The following is a 17012-nucleotide window of genomic DNA, read 5'->3' as shown; positions in this document are numbered from 1 at the left end:
CGGCGCTTCCGCCTGCCCGCATCCTTGGCGCGCGGCTACAATCGCGCCATGCACACCCTGACTTTCCGCACCGCCACCGTCGCCGATGTCGACGCCCTCGTGGCCCTGGTGACTTCCGCCTACCGCGGCGACGCCAGCCGCGTCGGCTGGACCACTGAAGCCGACCTGCTCGACGGCGCACGCATCGACCCGGAGATCCTGCGACAGGACATCCTGCGCGACCGCAGCCTGGTCCTGCTGGCCGAGCGCGACGGCGAGCTGATCGCCTGCGCGCATATCTCCGACGACGGCGACGCCGGCTACTTCGGCATGTTTTCGGTCAGCCCCACCCTGCAGGGCGGCGGCGTCGGCAAGCAGCTGATGGGCGAGGCCGAGCGCATCGTGCTGCAGCAATGGGGCCACGCGCTGATGCGGATGACCGTGATCGACGTGCGCGCCGAACTGATCGCCTTCTACGAACGCCGGGGCTACCGGCGCACCGGCGTCACCAAGCCGTTCCCGTATGGCGACGCGCGCTTCGGCATCCCGCTGCGCGACGACCTGCGCTTCGAGATCCTGGAAAAAGCGCTGGGCGTGGCCTCGTGAGCGGGAACTGGACCTATGTCTGCGGCACCGCCGAGCTGCTGCCGGGCGAGCTGAAGAACGTCTGGGACGAAGTCACGGACACGCCGATCGTCGTGTTCAACCTCGACGGGGCTTTCTACGCGCTGGAAGACCGGTGCAGCCACGAGGACTACGAATTGTCGCCCGGCACGTTCGATCCGGCCGAGGGCAGCATCGAATGCCTGCTGCACGGGGCACGCTTCGACATCAAGGACGGCCGGCCGCTGTGCCCGCCCGCCTATTCGCCGGTGGCCAAGTTCCCGGTAAAGGTCGAGGAAGGCGGGATCTGGACCCGCGACGATCGCGATTAGAAACAAAGGGGCCGCGCGGCCCCTTTTTTCTACCTCGCGCATCGACCCCGCCCCGCCAAATCGAGTTCCCTCCCGCGCGCCACCCGGCCGTTGGGGGCCGATTCGCACGCCCGCGGAAGTCTGAGTTGCATCGGCAGAACGCGAATCCCTCGCAAATGGCATTGCAAACGATTCGCATTTGACAAAGAATGTCGCGCCGCGTAGCCGACCTTGCCGCGCCCCGGCACGCCATTCCATTGCCCGACATCCGGCACCGCCCCCCCAACGGACGCCATGTCGCACCGTCTACAGGATTGCAGACACATGAGCATCAAGAGCCGCAAGCACGCCCTCCCCCGTTCCGCCGGCGCTACCACCCTGACCGCCGCTGCCTTGCTGCTGGCAGCCCCGCTGGTGCACGCCGAGGCGGCCGACAACCCCAAGACGCTCGACAAGGTCGACGTCCAGGCCGAGCGCGCCAAGCGCTACCTCGTCGAGACGCCCGCCTCTCCGAAGTTCACCCAGCCGCTGCAGGACACCCCGCAGACGGTCAACATCATCAGCAAGGACCTGTTCAACGAGCAGGGCGCCACCACGCTGACCGAGGCGCTGCGCAACAGCCCGGGCGTGGGCACCTTCTATGTCGGCGAGAACGGCAACACCAGCACCGGTGACACGGTGTACATGCGCGGCTTCGACAGCTCCTCCAGCATTTTCGTGGACGGCATCCGTGACCTCGGCTCGGTCTCGCGCGACGTGTTCAACATCGAGCAGATCGAAGTGACCAAGGGCCCGGCGGGCACCGACAATGGTCGCAGCGCGCCGACCGGCGCGATCAACCTGATCACCAAGCAGCCGTTCGGCACCAACGCCACCACCGCCTCGCTGACCGGCGGCGTGGACGGCCAGCGCCGCGTCACCGCAGACTGGAACCAGACGCTGGGCAATCCGGGCGCGGCGTTCCGCCTGAACGTGATGGGCCAGGACAGCGATGCCGTCGGCCGCGACCACGTCGAGAACAAGCGCTGGGGCATCGCGCCTTCGCTGGCGTTCGGCCTGGATGGCGCCACCCGCTACTACCTCAACCTGCTGTACGTGAAGCAGGACAACGTCCCGGACGGCAGCGTGCCGACCATCGGCCTGCCCGGCTATTCCTCGCCGGATGCGGCCCGTCCGTGGCTGGCCAATGCGCCGAAGGTGGATCCGGAGAACTTCTACGGCACGCGCCACGACCATGACGACATCGAGTCGAAGATGGCGACCTTCCGCTTCGAGCACGACTTCTCCGACAGCCTGAAGCTGACCAACACCGCGCGTTGGGGCCAGAACGAGCAGGACTACATGCTCACCGCGTTCATGGTGACCGCGGCGAACCTGCTGACGCCTAACCCGAATGATCCGTCCACCTGGACCGTCGCGCGCAGCACGCCGACCTTCAAGGACCAGGAGTACACGATCATCACCGACCAGCTGAACCTGCGCTGGGATTTCACCACCGGTTCGGTCGAGCACAACCTGAGCACCGGCGTGGAAGCCACCCGCGAGGAGCTCAAGAGCTGGGGCGTGGCGACCAAGAGCGGCGCATGGCCGGCCGCCAACCTGTACAACCCGGACTGGAACGTCGACGGCCTGGTCTGGGGCCGCAACGGCGCCTACTCCGAAGGCCGCACCACCACGTACTCGGCATACGCGTTCGACACGCTGAAGTTCGGTGAAAACTTCCTGGTGACCGGTGGCGTGCGCGTGGATCGCTACGACACCGACTTCGACAGCCTGGTGGCTTGCGGCGGCCGCGGCGGCCCGGTCTGCGGCACGCAGCCCACCGGCACCATCGTGCCGGGCGTGAATGCCAACGCCAAGGACACGCTGTTCAACTGGAAGCTCGGCGCGGTCTACAAGGCCAACGAGGATGTCAGCATCTACGCCAACTACGCCGTCTCGCAGCAGCCCCCGGGCGGCAGCGCGCTGGAGCTGAGCACGGCGGCAAACAACCTCAACAACCCCAACCTGGATCCGCAGAAGGCCAAGACGGCTGAAATCGGCACCAAGTGGAGCTTCTTCGACCAGGGCCTGCTGGTCTCGATGGCGCTGTTCCGCACCGACGTGACCAACGAGATCGCGCCGGACCCGACCAACCCGAACATCTACTACCAGACCGGCGAGAAGCGCGTGGAAGGCGTGGAGCTGTCGGCGGTGGGCCGCATCACCGACAACTGGTCGGTCTCGGCGGGCTACACGAAGATGGACGCGCAGGTCGAGGAAGGCACCAAGGTGGCCCAGGACGGTTCGACCGACCTGAGCTACACCCCGGACAGCGCGTTCACCGCGTGGACCACGTACACCCTGCCGTTCAAGCTGACCATCGGCGGCGGCGTGCGCTACAGCGGCGAGATGAAGCGTGGCACCGACGGCGCCATTGGCACGCCGGCATTCGTGAAGTCGTACACGGTGTGGGACGCGGTCATCACCTACCCGTTCTCGGAGAACTTCGACCTGCGCTTGAACGCCTACAATCTGTTCGACAAGGAATACGTCGCCGGCATCAACAAGAGCGGTTACCGCTACAGCCCGGGTGCCCCGCGCACCTTCACGCTGACGGCCAACCTGCGCTTCTGACCGGCCACGTCGACCACGCGTAGTCACCCCAGGACGCCTCCCTCGTGGAGGCGTCCGCATGCAGGGAGAACACCATGCTGCTGCACATTCCGGGCATCCTGGGCGCCGAGGAAGTGGCGCGTTTCCGTCGCGAGCTGGACGCGGCGGAATGGACCGACGGCCGCGAGACGGTCGGCGCGCAGGGGGCGCAGGTCAAGCGCAACCTGCAGCTGCCCGATGCCTCGCCGCTGAAGCAACAGCTTGGCCAGGCGGTGCTCAATGCGCTGTCGCGCAGCCCCCTGTACTTCGCGGCGGCGTTGCCGTTGCGCACCGTGCCGCCCCGCTTCAACCGCTACGAGGGCGGCGGCCATTACGGCTTCCATGTCGATGGTTCGGTGATGACGGTCAGCGGCGGCGAAGGTCAACTGCCGGTAAGCGTGCGCAGCGATCTCTCCTGCACGCTGTTCCTGAGCGAACCGGAGGAATACGAGGGCGGTGAGTTGATCGTCCACGACGCCTACGGCGAGCACGAGGTGAAGCTGCCGGCGGGCGACCTGATCCTGTATCCCTCCAGCAGCCTGCATCGCGTCATGCCGGTGACGCAGGGCGCGCGCATCGCCTCGTTCTTCTGGGTGCAGAGCCTGGTGCGCGATGGGCAGCAGCGGCAGATGCTGTTCGAGCTGGACGGCGCCATCCAGTCGCTGACGCACTCCGGCGCGGACCGCGAGGCGCTGCTGCGCCTGACCAACGTCTATCACAACCTGTTGCGCGGCTGGTCGGAGACCTGATCCGCCACCTTCTGTAATTGCGATCCATTCTCAATTGGATAGAATGGCGATCTCCCCTCCCCGGTAGTGGCTGGCTTGTCCGATTCCTCCTCCGATCTCGCCACGCAACAGCAACGCCGCGGCTTCTGGCTGCGCACGCTGCACCAGTGGCACTGGATCAGCTCGGCGATGTGCCTGGTCGGCATGCTGCTGTTCGCGGCGACCGGACTGACGCTCAACCACGCCGCGCTGATCGAGGCCAAGCCGCAGGTCAGCAATCATCGGTTGAGCTTGCCCGCGCCGATGCTCGAACGCCTGAAGGGCCCGGAAGAAGGCCACGCGCCGTTGCCGGCCTCGGTATCGGGCTGGTTGTCCGGTGAGCTGTCGCTGCGGTTGTCCGGCAAGCAGGCCGAGTGGTCCGCCGAGGAGGTCTACCTGTCGATGCCCGCGCCGGGCGAGGACGCCTGGCTGAGCATCGACCGCGAGACCGGCGCGGTGGAATACGAACGCACCCAGCGTGGCTGGATTTCCTATTTCAACGACCTGCACAAGGGTCGCAACGCGGGCCCGGCCTGGGGCTGGTTCATCGACCTGTTCGCCATCGCCTGCCTCGTATTCGCCATCACCGGCCTGTTCCTGCTGCAGATGCATGCGCGCCAGCGCCGCATGACCTGGCCGCTGGTCGGCCTCGGTCTGCTGCTGCCGGTGCTGATCGCCCTGCTCCTCATCCACTGACCGTTCCGGAGACATCCCATGCGCGCCACGATCACCCTTGCGATCACCACCTGCGGCCTGGTGGCCACGCCGGCCTATGCCGCCACGCTCGACGTCAACGTGGAGATCCCCAAGCTCAACGTCGCCGAGTACCACCGCCCGTATGTGGCGGTGTGGATCGAAGGAGCCGACGCGCAGACCGCGCGCAACCTGGCCGTGTGGTACCAGTTCCGCGACACCAACGAAGGCCACGGCACCAAGTGGCTGCCCGACCTGCGCCAGTGGTGGCGCAAGAGCGGCCGCAGCGCGCAGCTGCCGATCGATGGCGTCAGCGGCCCGACCCGTCCGGCCGGTGCGCACGCACTCTCCTTCGGCGACGCGCAGCTGCAGGGCCTGGCGGCCGGCGAGTACACCCTCGTCGTGGAAGCCGTGCGCGAAGTAGGCGGCCGCGAGCTGCTGAAGGTGCCTTTCAAGTGGGGCGCCGGTGCGCAGCAGGGCAAGGCCCAGGGCAGCAGCGAACTCGGCGCGGTCAGCGTCGCGGTGCGTCCGTAATCCGTCTTCCGTCATCACCCAAGGAGTTCCGATGAAGCGTTCCGCCCTTACCGTGCTCGCCGCCACCGCGTTGCTGGCGCTGGCCCCGGCCGCCCTCGCCCACAAGGCGTGGCTGCTGCCGTCGCAGACCGTCATCGCCGGCGAGAATCCGTGGATCAGCGTCGATGCCGCGGTGTCCAACGACCTGTTCTACCTCAACCACGTGCCGCTGCGCCTGGACGGCCTGGTGATCACCGCGCCGGACGGCAGCCAGGTGCAGCCGCAAAACCCGGCGACGGGCAAGTTCCGCAGCGTGTTCGATGTCGAGCTGGCCCAGGCCGGTACCTACCGCCTGAGCGTGATCAACAGCGGCCTGATGGCCAGCTGGAAGCAGGACGACGGCAAGCCCAAGCGCTGGCGCGGCAACGAGGCCAGCTTCGCCACCGAGGTGCCGAAGAATGCGAAGGACCTGCAGGTGTCGCAGCAGCTCGGCCGCGTGGAAACCTTCGTCACCAACGGCGCGCCGAACCAGACCGCGCTCAAGCCGAGCGGCCAGGGCCTGGAGCTGGTGCCGGTGACGCATCCCAACGACCTGTTCGCCGGTGAAGCGGCGAAGTTCAAGCTGCAGGTCGACGGCAAGCCGGCCGCCGGCCTGGAAGTGGAGATCATCCGCGGCGCGACGCGCTATCGCAACGCGCAGGACGAGATCAAGGTGACCACCGACGCGCAGGGCAACTTCAGCGTGACCTGGCCGGAAGCCGGCATGTACTGGCTGGAAGTCACCACCCAGGACAGCAAGACCTCGGTGAAGCAGGCCAAGCAGCGTCGCCTGAGCTACGTCGCCACGCTCGAAGTGCTGCCGCAGTAAGGCAGCCGGCGCGGCGTGCCGGCTCTCTCCCCGGCACGCCACGCCCCCTTTCGCATGAACCACGACACGCTCCTCGACCGCGAAGTCGCCGGCCTCGGCGGCACCACCATGGGCACGACCTGGGGCGTGCGCCTGTCGGTACGCCGCGGGCGCGACCTGCACGGGCTGCACGCCGGCATCCAGGCGACGCTGGACGATGTCGTGGCGCAGATGAGCAACTGGGAAGCGGATTCGGACATCAGCCGCTACAACCGTGCCGCGCGGGGCACGCTGCAGCGACTGCCCACCGGCTTCGCGCACGTCATGTCGGTGGCGCTGGAAGTGGCGCAAGCCAGCCAGGGCGCGTTCGACCCGACGCTGGGCCCGATGGTGGCGCTGTGGGGTTTCGGCGCCTCGCGCGGACCGATGCGCGTGCCCTCGGACGCCGAGCGCGCCGCCACCGCCACGCGCGTGGGCTGGTGCCGGCTGGTGTGGGATGCAGGCAGCCGCGAGCTGTTGCAACCCGGCGGCATGGAGCTGGATCTTTCCGCCATCGCCAAGGGATACGGCGTCGATGCAGTCGCCGCGTACCTGCGCCATGCCGGCGTGGAAGCCGCGCTGGTCGAAGTGGGCGGCGAACTGTACGGCTACGGCGACAAGCCCGATGGCCAGCCGTGGCGGGTGCTGGTCGAATCGGCGCCCGAAGAGGACCTCGCCTCCGAACTGCCGCCACGCGTGCTCACCCTGCGCGACCTCGCGGTCGCCACCTCCGGCGATCGCTGGCATCACTTCGATGCCAACGACGAACGCTATTCGCACACCTTCGATCCCCGGCTGCGCCGCCCCGTGCCGCGCGCGCCGGCGGCGGTGACCGTGGCGGCGGCCGACACCACGCGCGCGGACGCCTGGGCCACCGCGATGACCGTGCTCGGCCCGGAGCAAGGCCTGGCGCTCGCCGAACGGCTGCAACTGGCCGTGCGCTTCCTCGCGCGCGATGCGGGCGGCCTGCGGGAAAGCATGAGTTCTGCCTTCGAGGCACTGCTCGAGGCGACGGCGTGAGCGCGCAGTCGTCGTGGCGGACGTGGCTGGGCAACGCCGCGGTGATGGGCCTGCTCGCCTTGGCCGGCGGCCTGCTGCTGCGCCTGCACGGTGATGCCGACTGGTGGCCGGGCGCGGCCATGGCCTGGCAGTGGCAGGCGGCCGCCGGCAGCGTGCTGGCCTATGCCGCGCTGTGCCTGGCCATTGCCTGGCGCGCGCGCGGGCCACGCGTCAAAGCCGGCGATGACGCGCCGCTGATCGTGGCCTGGGCCAGCCAGACCGGCTTTGCCGCCGAGCTGGCCGAACGCAGCGTCGACGCGTTGCGCGCCGGCGGCGTGGCGGCGCAATCGGTTCCGCTGCAGTCACTGGACGCCAAGACCCTGCGCGCCGCCGAGCGCGTGCTGTTCGTCGTCAGCACCACCGGCGAGGGCGACCCGCCCGACCACGCCCTCGCCTTCCTGCGCCAGACCCAGCCGCAGGTGGAGGCACTCCCGCGCCTGCGCTACGGCCTGCTGGCCCTGGGCGACCGCAGCTACGACGACTTCTGCGCCTTCGGCCGCCAGCTCGACGAATGGCTCTCGCACCGGGGCGCGCATGCGTTGTTCGACCGCGTCGAAGTCGACAACGCGGATCCCGGCACCCTGCGCCACTGGCAGTACCTGCTCGGGCAGCTCGGCGACGGCACCGCCCAGGCGGACTGGGAACGCCCGCAATACCAGGCCTGGCGCCTGCAGGCCCGCGAGCAGACCAACCCGGGCTGCGACCACGGCGCGGTGTTCCGGATTTCCCTGCAGCCGGCGGACGGCACATGGCCGACGTGGCAGGCCGGCGACATCGCCGAGATCGGCCCGCGCCATGGCGATACGACCGTCGCCCGCTTCCTGGCGGCGAACCATCTCGATGGCGGACGCCTCGTCCACGGCGAGCCGTTGCGCGACTGGGTCGCCCGCTCCCAATGGCAGGAAGCCACCGATGCACCGCTGGAGGATTGGGTTTATCGCCTGCAGCCGCTGCCGCATCGCGAATACTCCATCGCCAGCATTCCGGCCGAACGCCGGCTGGACCTGCTCGTGCGTCGCCAGCTCGGCGCCGATGGCCAACCCGGCCTGGGCAGCGGCTGGCTGTGCGAGCACGCCAAGGTAGGCGGCACGATCGCCCTTCGCCTGCGCGCCAGCCCGGGCTTCCACGCGCCGGAAACGAATCGCCCGCTGATCCTGATCGGCAACGGCACCGGCATCGCCGGCCTGCGCGCGCACCTGGCCGAGCGAATCGCGGCCGGCGATACCCACAACTGGCTGCTGTTCGGCGAGCGCCATGCCGCCCACGACAACCACTTCGCCGACGACCTGCGGCGCTGGCAGGCGGCCGGCGAGATCGGGCGCCTGGACATGGTGTATTCGCGCGATGGCGGCGAGCACCGCTATGTGCAGGATGCCCTGGCCGCCGCGGCCAACGACCTGGGCGCGTGGATCGCGACGGGCGCTTCGCTCTATGTCTGCGGCAGCCTGCGCGGCATGGCGCCGGCGGTGGACGCGGTACTGGAACAAGTCCTGGGCAGCGACGTCCGCGAAAGGCTGCTCGCCGAAGGCCGCTACCGGCGCGACGTGTACTAGCCGGCGGCGCCGGTCCGCGGCTCGATGCGGATGGCCAGCAATTCACCGGCCCCGTGCAGGGCGTATCGCGTGCGCGCACCGGCACCAAGCCAGGCGGTATCGCCACCTTCCAGCGGCGGCAACGCCACTTCGGATTCAAAGCGCGCGTTCCCGCCCAGCAGGTGGATCGCCCACGCCACGCCCGGCTCGCTGAAGAACAGCATCGGACCGACCAGCGGCCGGTGCAACAGCGTCGCCTGCAGCAGGTCGCGGCGCCACATCAGGTTGAAGTCGTGCGTCGGGCCGTCGACCAGTTCACCGCGCAGCGCGGCCTCGCCAGGAAAGCGCAGCCGCTGGTGCGGCGGCAGCAACGTGACGGTTTCCCCTCCATCGAAACACAGCCGCATGCCGTTGCCATGCAGCAGTACCAGCTCGCGATCGATGCCGGGGAAAGCGGAGAAGTCGGCGTCCTGCTCGATCTCGGCGATCGACAGCCGCAGCGCCCAGTCTTCGCCGGGCGGCCCCATGCGCAGGATCTCGCGCGTCCAGCCTTGCTGGTTGCGCCAGCGTTCGCGGCGATAGTCGACGGCGGGGATGACGCGGCTGGGCGTGTTCAGGAAGTCCATGCGGGCATTCTGCCGCATGCGCCGCAAGGGATTGCGGAAGCCCCAAAAAGAATCGCCCGGCGGCACATCCTGTGCGACACCGGGCGGTCACATCCTTGTCGGCATCCAGCCTTCCCCTAGACTTCCTGCCTAGATGGCGCTCGGCCACGCATCCTGCGTCGAGCCGTATCCCTGCGATCCCTGTTCCTACTGTCTCGTGACCGGCTCCGCCGGTGCGCTTGCCGCCTTGCCCTGCTCCTTCACTGGAGCCTTCCCGGGCGCCTTTCCGGCGCCGACCTCGATGAGGTCCCGATTCCGTTCGACGGTACTCAGTCCGATCCCTTTGACCTGCGCCAGGTCCTCGGCGCTCTTGAAGGGCCCGTGGGCTTCACGGTGCTCGACAATCGCCTTGGCCTTGGAAGGCCCGACATTGACCAGCACCTGATCCAGCTCCTCGACGGTTGCGCTGTTGATATCGACCTTTGCGCCTGCCATGGCGGGGATCGACAGCAGCAGCCCGAACATCAGGGCCCTTGCAGCTACGGCAAAAGACTTCATTGCGACACTCCTTGTGACTTGGATGGATAAGCCGTCGTTCCTTCCGGCCCAACCAGTGTCCCGCGCCACATGAACCCAGCCTATCGCCCCGCTCGCGTGTGCACAGCAGGTAAAGAGCGTGACGCCGTGTAGGAAAATACCTACCCCCTGTCGCGGGCGTAGAATGGGCGCTTTCCGCATTCACCCGGAGTTTTTCCCATGGACAGCGCCAAGATCGGCCAATACCTCAGCGACAAATGGGACCAGGACATCGTTCCCCAGTTGGTCGAGTACATCCGCATCCCCAACAAGTCGCCGATGTTCGACGCCGACTGGGTCAAGAACGGCTACATGGACCAGGCCGTGACGCTGATGGAAACCTGGGCGCGCGCGCAGAAGATCGACGGGCTGAAGGTCGAGGTGGTGCGCCTGGAAGGCCGCACGCCGCTGATCCTGCTGGAGATCCCGGCCAGCGGCCCGGAAACCGGCGACGACACCGTGCTGCTGTACGGCCACCTGGACAAGCAGCCGGAAATGACCGGCTGGGACCCGGACCTGGGCCCGTGGAAGCCGGTGCTGCGCGGCGACAAGCTGTACGGCCGCGGCGGCGCCGACGACGGTTACGCGATCTTCGGCTCGCTGGCCGCCGTGCAGGCGCTGCGCGAGCAGAACCTGCCGCATGCGCGCTGCGTGATCCTGATCGAAGCGTGCGAGGAATCGGGCAGCTATGACCTGCCGGCCTACGTGGACCACCTCGCCGACCGCATCGGCAAGCCCTCGCTGGTGGTGTGCCTGGATTCGGGCTGCGGCAACTATGAGCAGCTGTGGTGCACCACCTCGCTGCGCGGCCTCACCGGCGGCAACCTCACGGTGAAGGTGCTGGAGGAAGGCGTGCATTCGGGCGATGCCTCCGGCGTGGTGCCGTCGAGCTTCCGCCTGCTGCGCCAGCTGCTGTCGCGCATCGAGGACGAGAAGACCGGCCGCATCCTGCTCGAAGGCCTGCACGTGGAAGTGCCGGAAGAGCGCCTGGGCCAGGCGCGCAACGCCGCGCAGGTGCTGGACACGGCGATCTTCGACAAGTTCCCGCTGGTCAAGGGCCTGCAGCCGATGAGCGAGGACCTCACCGAGCTGGTGCTCAACCGCACCTGGCGCCCGGCGCTGTCGGTCACCGGCGTGGGCGGCATGCCGCCGCTGGAGTCGGCCGGCAACGTGCTGCGCCCGCAGACCGCGGTGAAGCTCTCGCTGCGCCTGCCGCCCACCGCCGATGGCAAGAAGTGCGGCGAGCTGCTCAAGGAAGCGCTGCTGCGCGAACCGCCGAACGGCGCGCAGGTCACGCTGGACCTGGAGAAGGCGTCCACCGGCTGGAACGCCCCGGCGATGGCGCCGTGGCTGACCCAGGCCATCGACGACGCCAGCCAGGCGTTCTTCGGCAAGCCGGCGATGTACATGGGCGAAGGCGGCTCGATCCCGTTCATGGGCATGCTCGGCGAGAAGTTCCCGGGCGCGCAGTTCATGATCACCGGCGTGCTCGGCCCGCACTCCAACGCGCATGGCCCCAACGAATTCCTGCACATCCCGATGGGCAAGCGCGTCACCGCCTGCGTGGCCAAGGTGATCTCCGAGCACCATGCCGCGTGCCTGCGCGGCGAGACCAGCGGCTCGCCGGTCGCCGCCGACAGCGGCACCCGCCACGGCGGCCACGGCTGCTGCTGAGGCCGATGACGGACGCGACCTGGCCTTGCTAGGCTGCGTCCTCCTCTTCGACGGATGGCGCGCATGGGTGGCCTGTTCGGCAGCGACAGCTGGCTTTACATCATCCTGGTCGGCTTCGTGGTCGGCCTGCTCGCGCGTTTCATCTCGCCCGGCCCGCAGCGGCTGGGCTGCCTGCTGACGATCCTGCTCGGCATCGCCGGCGCGGTGCTGGCGGGCTGGTTCGGCCAGCACATGGGCTGGTATCGCGCCGGCGAACCGGCCGGCTTCATCGGTGCCCTGCTGGGCGCGGTGGCCATCCTCGCGCTGCTGCGCTTGTTCAGCGGCCGCCGCTGAGTTCCCTTCCTGTTCTTCGACGGCGCCCGCGCCGCCCTTTCCGTGCCCGAGCCCACCATGTCCGACCTGCCCGACACCGACTCGCGCGCCACGCAGCGCCTGCAATGGCTCCGCCAGGCGCTGGGCGACGCGTCCGCCACGCTGGTACGCGCCTCGGTCGACGCCGGCATGCGCAGCTACTGGCGCAGCGAGGCCGCCGGCCAGCCGAGCCGTATCGTGATGGATTCACCGCCCGGCCTGGACGACCCGCGCCCGTGGCTGCGCATGCGCGAGCTGCTGCTCGGCGGCGGCGTGCGCGTGCCGCAGGTGATCGAGGCCGACGTGGACGCCGGCTTCCTGCTGCTGGAAGACCTCGGCGGCCCGACGCTGGCGCAGGTGCTGGACGAAGACAACGCCGACGCCCTGTTCGACGGCGCCATCGAGCAGCTGCTGCGCCTGCAGCGCATCGCCCCGCCCGAGGGCATGGGCGAGTTCGGCGAAACACTGCTGCAGCGCGACGCCGGGTTGTTCGAGGAATGGTTCCTCGTCCGCCACCTCGGCATCACGCTGGCGTGCGACGAATCGGACCTGCTGGAGATCGCGCAGCGCCGGCTGATGGACAACGCGCTCGGCCAGCGCAAGGTGCTGGTGCATCGCGATTTCATGCCGCGCAACCTGATGCCGGTGGACGATGGCCCGGCCGTGCTCGATTTCCAGGACTGCGTGCGCGGGCCGATCGCCTACGACCCGATCAGCCTGTTCAAGGACACCTCGGTGAGCTGGCCGCTGTCGCGCGTGGATGGCTGGCTGCAGCGTTACCACGCCCGCGCGCAGGACGCCGGTTTGCCCGTGCCGCCGCTGGAGCGCTTCCTGCGCGACGCCGACTGGATGGGCGTGCAGCGCCACCTGAAGAACCTCGGCATCTTCTGCCGCCTGAACTATCGCGACGGCAAGGGCTGGTATCTCGCCAACATCCCGCGCTTCATCGCCTATCTGGAGGAAGTGCTGCCGCGCCACGCGCAGCTGCAGCCACTGCAGGAACTGCTCGACACCAAGATCAGGCCCGCCCTGGCCGAACGCGCGGCGCAGGCCATCACCTCGTGAAGGCACTGATCTTCGCGGCGGGGCTGGGCGAACGCATGCGCCCGCTGACCACCCACACGCCCAAGCCGCTGCTGGAAGCCGGCGGCAAGGCGCTGATCGCGTGGCACCTGGAGAAGCTGGCGGCGATCGACGTGCGCGAGGTGGTGGTCAATACCTCGTGGCTGGCGCCGCGCTTCCCGGAAGTACTGGGCGACGGCGCGCGCTTCGGCGTGCACATCGAATACGCCTACGAAGGCGAGACGCCGCTGGAAACCGGTGGCGGCATGCTCAACGCGCTCCCGTTGCTCGGCGATGCGCCTTTCCTGCTGGTCAATGGCGATGTGTGGAGCGACTACGATTTCGCCCGGCTGCCACGCGAACCGCGCGGGTTGGCGCACCTGGTGATGGTCGCGCCGCCGGTGCAGGCGCCGGCCGGGGATTTCGCGCTGGACGAGGACGGCCTGCTGCATCGAGACGGCGCGCGGCGGCTGACCTATTCGGGCATCGGGCTCTACCGGCCACAGCTGCTGGCCGATTGGCGCACGCATACCGACGCGGATGCCGGCGTGGCGGCGAACGGCAAGCCGCGCTTCCGGCTGGCGCCGATCCTGCGCGCGCACATGGACGCGGGTGACGTGAGCGGCGAATACCATGCCGGGCGCTGGACGGATGTCGGTACGCCGCAGCGCCTGTCCGAACTGGATGCGCAGCTGCGCTCCGCGTAGGCGCGTTTCGGGTTACAGCACGCTGCGCAGGAACGGCACCGTGATCCGCCGCTTCGCCGCCAGCGACTCGCGGTCCAGCCGGTCCAGCAACGCCACCAGCCCGGCCAGGTCGCGCCCGCTGTGCGTCAGCAGCCATTCGATCGCCGCATCGTCGATCACCAGCCCGCGCCGCTGCGCACGCTCGCGCAGCACCGCGGTGCGGCCTGCATCGTCGAGTGCCGGCAAGCCGATCCGCACGCACTGCGACAGCCGCGAGCGCAGGTCGGGCAACCCCAGCGGCAGCCCATCGGGCATCGCCCGGGCGGTGTAAAGCAACACCACGCCGGCGGCGCGCGCGCGGTTGTGGAAATCGAACAACGCCACTTCGTCTTCGCGCTGGCCGGCGATCACGTCCAGGCCATCGAGCGCGATGACCTCGTGCCCTTCCAGCGACTCCAATGCCTCGCGCAAGCGCCCCGCCGCCGCGACCAGCGGCAGGTATGCCGCCCGCCGCCCGGCCTGCTCGGCCGCCGCGCACAGCGACAGCGCCAGGTGCGTCTTGCCGCTGCCGGCCGGGCCGGCAAGGAAGATCCAGTCCGCACGCGCGCCGATGGCGATCGCGCGCAGCTGCGCGATCACGCCCTCCGGTGCCCCGACATAGGTTTCCAGTCGCTGGTCCGGCGGGTAGCGCAGGGCCAGCGGCAACTGCGGCACGCTCACGGCTGGTTCGGATCCTTCGGCACTTCGATCACCACCGTCTCGGTCGTGCGCGAGGTCAGCACGATCTCCGGCGCCGGGTCACCGGCATACAGCTCGCTTTCGGTATAGCGCGCATGCGCATAGCGCAGCAGCACGTTGGCCACCGCGGCCACCGGCAACGCCAGCAGCATGCCGAGGAAGCCGAACAGCTGGCCACCGGCCATCACCGCGAAGATCACCGCCACCGGGTGCAGGCCGATCTTGTCGCCGACGATGCGCGGCGTGAGCACGTAGCTCTCCATCAGCTGGCCAACGGTGAACACCACGCCCACGCCGATCAGCAGCTTGAGGTCGAAGCCCTGGCCCTGCACCAGCGCGGCGATCACCGCCAGCACGATGCCGGTGGTGGCGCCCAGGTACGGGATGAAACTGATCAAGCCGGCGATCAACCCGATCAGCAGGCCGAGCTTCAACCCGACCAGCGACAGGCCGGCGGCGTAGATCACGCCCAGCGCGATCATCACCAGGAACTGGCCGCGGATGAAGGCGCCGAGCACGTCGTTGGATTCCAGCGCCAGGCCGGTCACGGTGCCGATGTACTTGCGCGGGATCACCGCGGCCACGCGCTCGACCAGCTTGTCCCAGTCGCGCAGGAAGTAGAACGTCAGGATCGGCAGCAGCGCCAGGTTCACCACCCAGGTCACCATCGCGAAGCCCGAGCGCGAGAGGTAGCCGAAGAAGGTCTTGGCCACGCCGCCGGCCTGGTCCCAATGGCTGCGGATCCATTCGATCAGCCGCTCCGGGTCCAGCCAGTTCATCAGCTCCAGCCCGGTCTTCTGCTCGATCCACGGCACCGCGGTGCCGATGAACCAGTCGCGCATCTGCGGCAGCGCATTGATCAGGGTGACGATCTGGCGCTCGATCATCGGCACCAGGATCATCATCGCCAGCACCACCAGCAGCACCATCAGCACGAACACCAGGGTGACGGCGACATTGCGCGAACGCCCGGCGCGCTCGATGCGGTCCACCAGCGGGTCGCCCAGCCAGGCCAGCAACAGCGCCAGCACGAACGGCGTCAGCACCGGCGCCAGCAGCCAGATCACCCACAGCACGCCCACCGCCAGCGCGGCCCACTTGAGCCTGCGCAGGAACTGGGCGATTTCCGCTTCCGGGGTCTGGTTGATCATTTCAGGCGGTACTCCATGCGCTCGCCGTCCAGCCGCACGGGGCCTTCGGTGGGCATGGCAACCGGCTCGATCGGGCTATCGGAACCCAGCATGCGGTTCAGGCCGGCCGGGCCGGTCAGCAGATCCAGGTCCAGCTCCAGGCGGTCGCCGGAGGCGAGCACCGGGCGGATCGCGCGCACCACCGAGACGTTCTGCAGGGCGGCGGACACGCGCAGGTAGTCGTCGGCGCTGCGCAGGCCGGTAATGACCGCGCGATAGGTGCCCGGCACGCCGGAATCCACCTTCTTGGCGTAGCGCTTCACCAGCGCGTCGGCGGCGCCGTCGGCACCGCCGGCCATGGCGCGGCGGGCGTCCGGGTCGGTGGTGGTCCAGGTCGAGAGCACCTTGCCGTCGTCCACGAAGGCCCAATCGGCGGTCCAGCCGCCACCGGCCGAACGCGAGAGCTTGCCGATCAGCTGCATCGGCGGGCTGTAGCGGGACGAGGCACGCGCCACGGCGGCGGTGTCCTGGCGCCAGATCGCGCCGACCAGCGCCTGCTCGGCGGCGTCGCCGCCCGGCAGGCCGAGGCGATAGCCGCGCTCGACGGCGCGGTCGAGCACGCTGCGCGCGGCATTGGACTGCTGCACGCCGACCAGGCGCGGGCCGCTGCCATCGTCGATGGCCAGCCACAGCACCGGCTTGGGGCGCGGCTGCGGCCACACCGGCAGGCCGAGGGCGGCGACCAGGCCGTCCACGTCGTCCTGGCGGAAACGGGCCACCAGGATGGTGCGGAAGGTCGGCGCGCCGCTGGGCGAGGTGCCCTGGTCCTGGCGGTAGTCGTAGTGATCGACGTAGTTGCCGGCATTGCGCAGCGCCGGGCCGACGCCGGGGCGGGCCATCACGCTGCGGTCGCCGGACAGCTTGGCCAGCACGCTGCCCAGCGCGCGCGCCAGCGCACCGGCGCGGTCGCCCTCGCTCTGGCTGTTCACCGGCACCTCGGCCTCGTAGGCGCCTTGCGCCTTGGCGACATCGCCCTCGGTACGCATATCGGCCTGGGCGGCGGCCATGAAGGGGGCCAAGCAGCCGGCCAGGAGCAGAAAGAGGGCAAGACTGCGGCGCATCGCGGGTTCCATTGCTGGGCTCATCCGGGGGAATTGTTGCCCGAATGCCCCCCGCGCGCCAACGCCGGGACGTCGGCTGCTAAAATCCACGG

18 protein-coding genes are annotated in these 17012 nt (G+C 69.0%); 13 read left to right on the top strand and 5 right to left on the bottom strand.

Annotated elements, in window-relative coordinates; all coding sequences use genetic code 11:
• The first annotated feature begins 48 nt into the window (after positions 1-48).
• From ARC20_RS02440 to ARC20_RS02400, 9 genes are all read left to right on the top strand, one after another.
• A complete protein-coding gene (locus ARC20_RS02440) occupies positions 49-585 on the top strand; it encodes a GNAT family N-acetyltransferase (protein ID WP_057643773.1) in 537 nt (178 codons plus the stop codon).
• Positions 582-914, top strand: coding sequence for a non-heme iron oxygenase ferredoxin subunit (locus ARC20_RS02435; RefSeq protein WP_057643769.1), 333 nt, complete (start codon positions 582-584; stop codon positions 912-914). The genes ARC20_RS02440 and ARC20_RS02435 overlap by 4 nt, the downstream gene beginning before the upstream one ends.
• A gap of 303 nt (positions 915-1217) precedes the next feature.
• Positions 1218-3509 (top strand): catecholate siderophore receptor Fiu, encoded by a 2292-nt coding sequence (locus ARC20_RS02430; RefSeq protein WP_057643766.1) that lies wholly within the window; start codon positions 1218-1220, stop codon positions 3507-3509.
• A 74-nt stretch (positions 3510-3583) separates the two neighbouring features.
• Entirely contained in the window at positions 3584-4276 is a 693-nt protein-coding gene (locus tag ARC20_RS02425; RefSeq protein WP_057643763.1) for a Fe2+-dependent dioxygenase, read from the top strand.
• Between the two features lie 75 nt (positions 4277-4351).
• On the top strand, positions 4352-4990 hold the full coding sequence (locus tag ARC20_RS02420; RefSeq protein ID WP_057643760.1) for a PepSY-associated TM helix domain-containing protein: 639 nt from the start codon (positions 4352-4354) through the stop codon (positions 4988-4990).
• An 18-nt stretch (positions 4991-5008) separates the two neighbouring features.
• Entirely contained in the window at positions 5009-5521 is a 513-nt protein-coding gene (locus ARC20_RS02415) for a DUF2271 domain-containing protein (RefSeq protein WP_057643757.1), read from the top strand.
• Positions 5522-5552: 31 nt separating this feature from the next.
• On the top strand, positions 5553-6368 hold the full coding sequence (locus ARC20_RS02410) for a DUF4198 domain-containing protein (RefSeq protein ID WP_057643754.1): 816 nt from the start codon (positions 5553-5555) through the stop codon (positions 6366-6368).
• A gap of 54 nt (positions 6369-6422) precedes the next feature.
• Positions 6423-7406, top strand: coding sequence for an FAD:protein FMN transferase (locus tag ARC20_RS02405; RefSeq protein WP_057643751.1), 984 nt, complete (start codon positions 6423-6425; stop codon positions 7404-7406).
• On the top strand, positions 7403-8998 hold the full coding sequence (locus ARC20_RS02400; protein WP_057643748.1) for a sulfite reductase subunit alpha: 1596 nt from the start codon (positions 7403-7405) through the stop codon (positions 8996-8998). Before ARC20_RS02405 ends, ARC20_RS02400 begins: the two co-directional genes overlap by 4 nt.
• On the opposite strand, the gene ARC20_RS02395 is transcribed toward ARC20_RS02400, so the two are convergent.
• Both ARC20_RS02395 and ARC20_RS02390 read right to left on the bottom strand, forming a co-directional pair.
• A complete protein-coding gene (locus ARC20_RS02395) occupies positions 8995-9603 on the bottom strand; it encodes a HutD/Ves family protein (RefSeq protein WP_237642488.1) in 609 nt (202 codons plus the stop codon). The genes ARC20_RS02400 and ARC20_RS02395 overlap by 4 nt on opposite strands.
• 186 nt (positions 9604-9789) lie before the next feature.
• Positions 9790-10140 (bottom strand): ComEA family DNA-binding protein, encoded by a 351-nt coding sequence (locus ARC20_RS02390; RefSeq protein ID WP_057643742.1) that lies wholly within the window; start codon positions 10138-10140, stop codon positions 9790-9792.
• 198 nt (positions 10141-10338) lie between these two features.
• Here ARC20_RS02390 and ARC20_RS02385 point away from each other — a divergent pair, with 198 nt between their 5' ends.
• The 4 genes from ARC20_RS02385 to murU all read left to right on the top strand — a co-directional run bounded on the left by ARC20_RS02385 (position 10339) and on the right by murU (position 13952).
• Positions 10339-11832, top strand: a complete 1494-nt coding sequence (locus ARC20_RS02385; protein WP_057643740.1) for a M20 family metallopeptidase — start codon at positions 10339-10341, stop codon at positions 11830-11832.
• Positions 11833-11895: 63 nt separating this feature from the next.
• The gene (locus tag ARC20_RS02380; protein ID WP_057643738.1) at positions 11896-12165 is read left to right on the top strand and encodes a GlsB/YeaQ/YmgE family stress response membrane protein; all 270 of its coding nucleotides are present in this window, start codon (positions 11896-11898) and stop codon (positions 12163-12165) included.
• 57 nt (positions 12166-12222) lie between these two features.
• A complete protein-coding gene (locus tag ARC20_RS02375) occupies positions 12223-13248 on the top strand; it encodes an aminoglycoside phosphotransferase family protein (RefSeq protein WP_057643734.1) in 1026 nt (341 codons plus the stop codon).
• Positions 13245-13952: an N-acetylmuramate alpha-1-phosphate uridylyltransferase MurU gene (murU, locus tag ARC20_RS02370; RefSeq protein ID WP_057643729.1), complete on the top strand. Its 708-nt coding sequence runs from the start codon at positions 13245-13247 to the stop codon at positions 13950-13952. Before ARC20_RS02375 ends, murU begins: the two co-directional genes overlap by 4 nt.
• 12 nt (positions 13953-13964) lie before the next feature.
• Here murU and hda read toward each other — a convergent pair whose 3' ends face one another.
• Genes hda through ARC20_RS02355 form a run of 3 tightly spaced genes read right to left on the bottom strand, consistent with a single transcriptional unit; the run spans position 13965 to position 16932 of the window.
• The gene (hda, locus tag ARC20_RS02365; protein ID WP_057643727.1) at positions 13965-14651 is read right to left on the bottom strand and encodes a DnaA regulatory inactivator Hda; all 687 of its coding nucleotides are present in this window, start codon (positions 14649-14651) and stop codon (positions 13965-13967) included.
• Positions 14648-15820 carry an AI-2E family transporter gene (locus ARC20_RS02360; RefSeq protein ID WP_057643725.1) on the bottom strand — a complete coding sequence of 391 codons (1173 nt, stop codon included), beginning with the start codon at positions 15818-15820 and terminating at the stop codon, positions 14648-14650. The genes hda and ARC20_RS02360 overlap by 4 nt, the downstream gene beginning before the upstream one ends.
• Positions 15817-16932, bottom strand: coding sequence for a DUF2066 domain-containing protein (locus ARC20_RS02355; protein ID WP_057643724.1), 1116 nt, complete (start codon positions 16930-16932; stop codon positions 15817-15819). The genes ARC20_RS02360 and ARC20_RS02355 overlap by 4 nt, the downstream gene beginning before the upstream one ends.
• Between the last annotated feature and the right edge of the window lie 80 nt (positions 16933-17012).

It is taken from the genome of Stenotrophomonas panacihumi (genome assembly GCF_001431645.1).
Taxonomy (GTDB): Bacteria; Pseudomonadota; Gammaproteobacteria; order Xanthomonadales; family Xanthomonadaceae; genus Stenotrophomonas_A; species Stenotrophomonas_A panacihumi.
Note: the sequence above shows the minus strand (reverse complement) of the source record. Positions and strands in the feature narration are given on the sequence as shown.

Bases quoted from the DNA above. Each gene is read 5' to 3' on its own strand.
- ARC20_RS02430 (WP_057643766.1), top strand. From the start codon at position 1,218: ATGAGCATCAAGAGCCGCAAGCACGCCCTCCCCCGTTCCGCCGGCGCT.
- ARC20_RS02360 (WP_057643725.1), bottom strand. From the start codon at position 15,820: ATGATCAACCAGACCCCGGAAGCGGAAATCGCCCAGTTCCTGCGCAGG.
- ARC20_RS02410 (WP_057643754.1), top strand. From the start codon at position 5,553: ATGAAGCGTTCCGCCCTTACCGTGCTCGCCGCCACCGCGTTGCTGGCG.
- ARC20_RS02440 (WP_057643773.1), top strand. From the start codon at position 49: ATGCACACCCTGACTTTCCGCACCGCCACCGTCGCCGATGTCGACGCC.
- ARC20_RS02380 (WP_057643738.1), top strand. From the start codon at position 11,896: ATGGGTGGCCTGTTCGGCAGCGACAGCTGGCTTTACATCATCCTGGTC.
- ARC20_RS02405 (WP_057643751.1), top strand. From the start codon at position 6,423: ATGAACCACGACACGCTCCTCGACCGCGAAGTCGCCGGCCTCGGCGGC.
- ARC20_RS02415 (WP_057643757.1), top strand. From the start codon at position 5,009: ATGCGCGCCACGATCACCCTTGCGATCACCACCTGCGGCCTGGTGGCC.
- ARC20_RS02425 (WP_057643763.1), top strand. From the start codon at position 3,584: ATGCTGCTGCACATTCCGGGCATCCTGGGCGCCGAGGAAGTGGCGCGT.
- ARC20_RS02375 (WP_057643734.1), top strand. From the start codon at position 12,223: ATGTCCGACCTGCCCGACACCGACTCGCGCGCCACGCAGCGCCTGCAA.
- ARC20_RS02390 (WP_057643742.1), bottom strand. From the start codon at position 10,140: ATGAAGTCTTTTGCCGTAGCTGCAAGGGCCCTGATGTTCGGGCTGCTG.
- ARC20_RS02395 (WP_237642488.1), bottom strand. From the start codon at position 9,603: ATGGACTTCCTGAACACGCCCAGCCGCGTCATCCCCGCCGTCGACTAT.
- ARC20_RS02355 (WP_057643724.1), bottom strand. From the start codon at position 16,932: ATGGAACCCGCGATGCGCCGCAGTCTTGCCCTCTTTCTGCTCCTGGCC.
- ARC20_RS02385 (WP_057643740.1), top strand. From the start codon at position 10,339: ATGGACAGCGCCAAGATCGGCCAATACCTCAGCGACAAATGGGACCAG.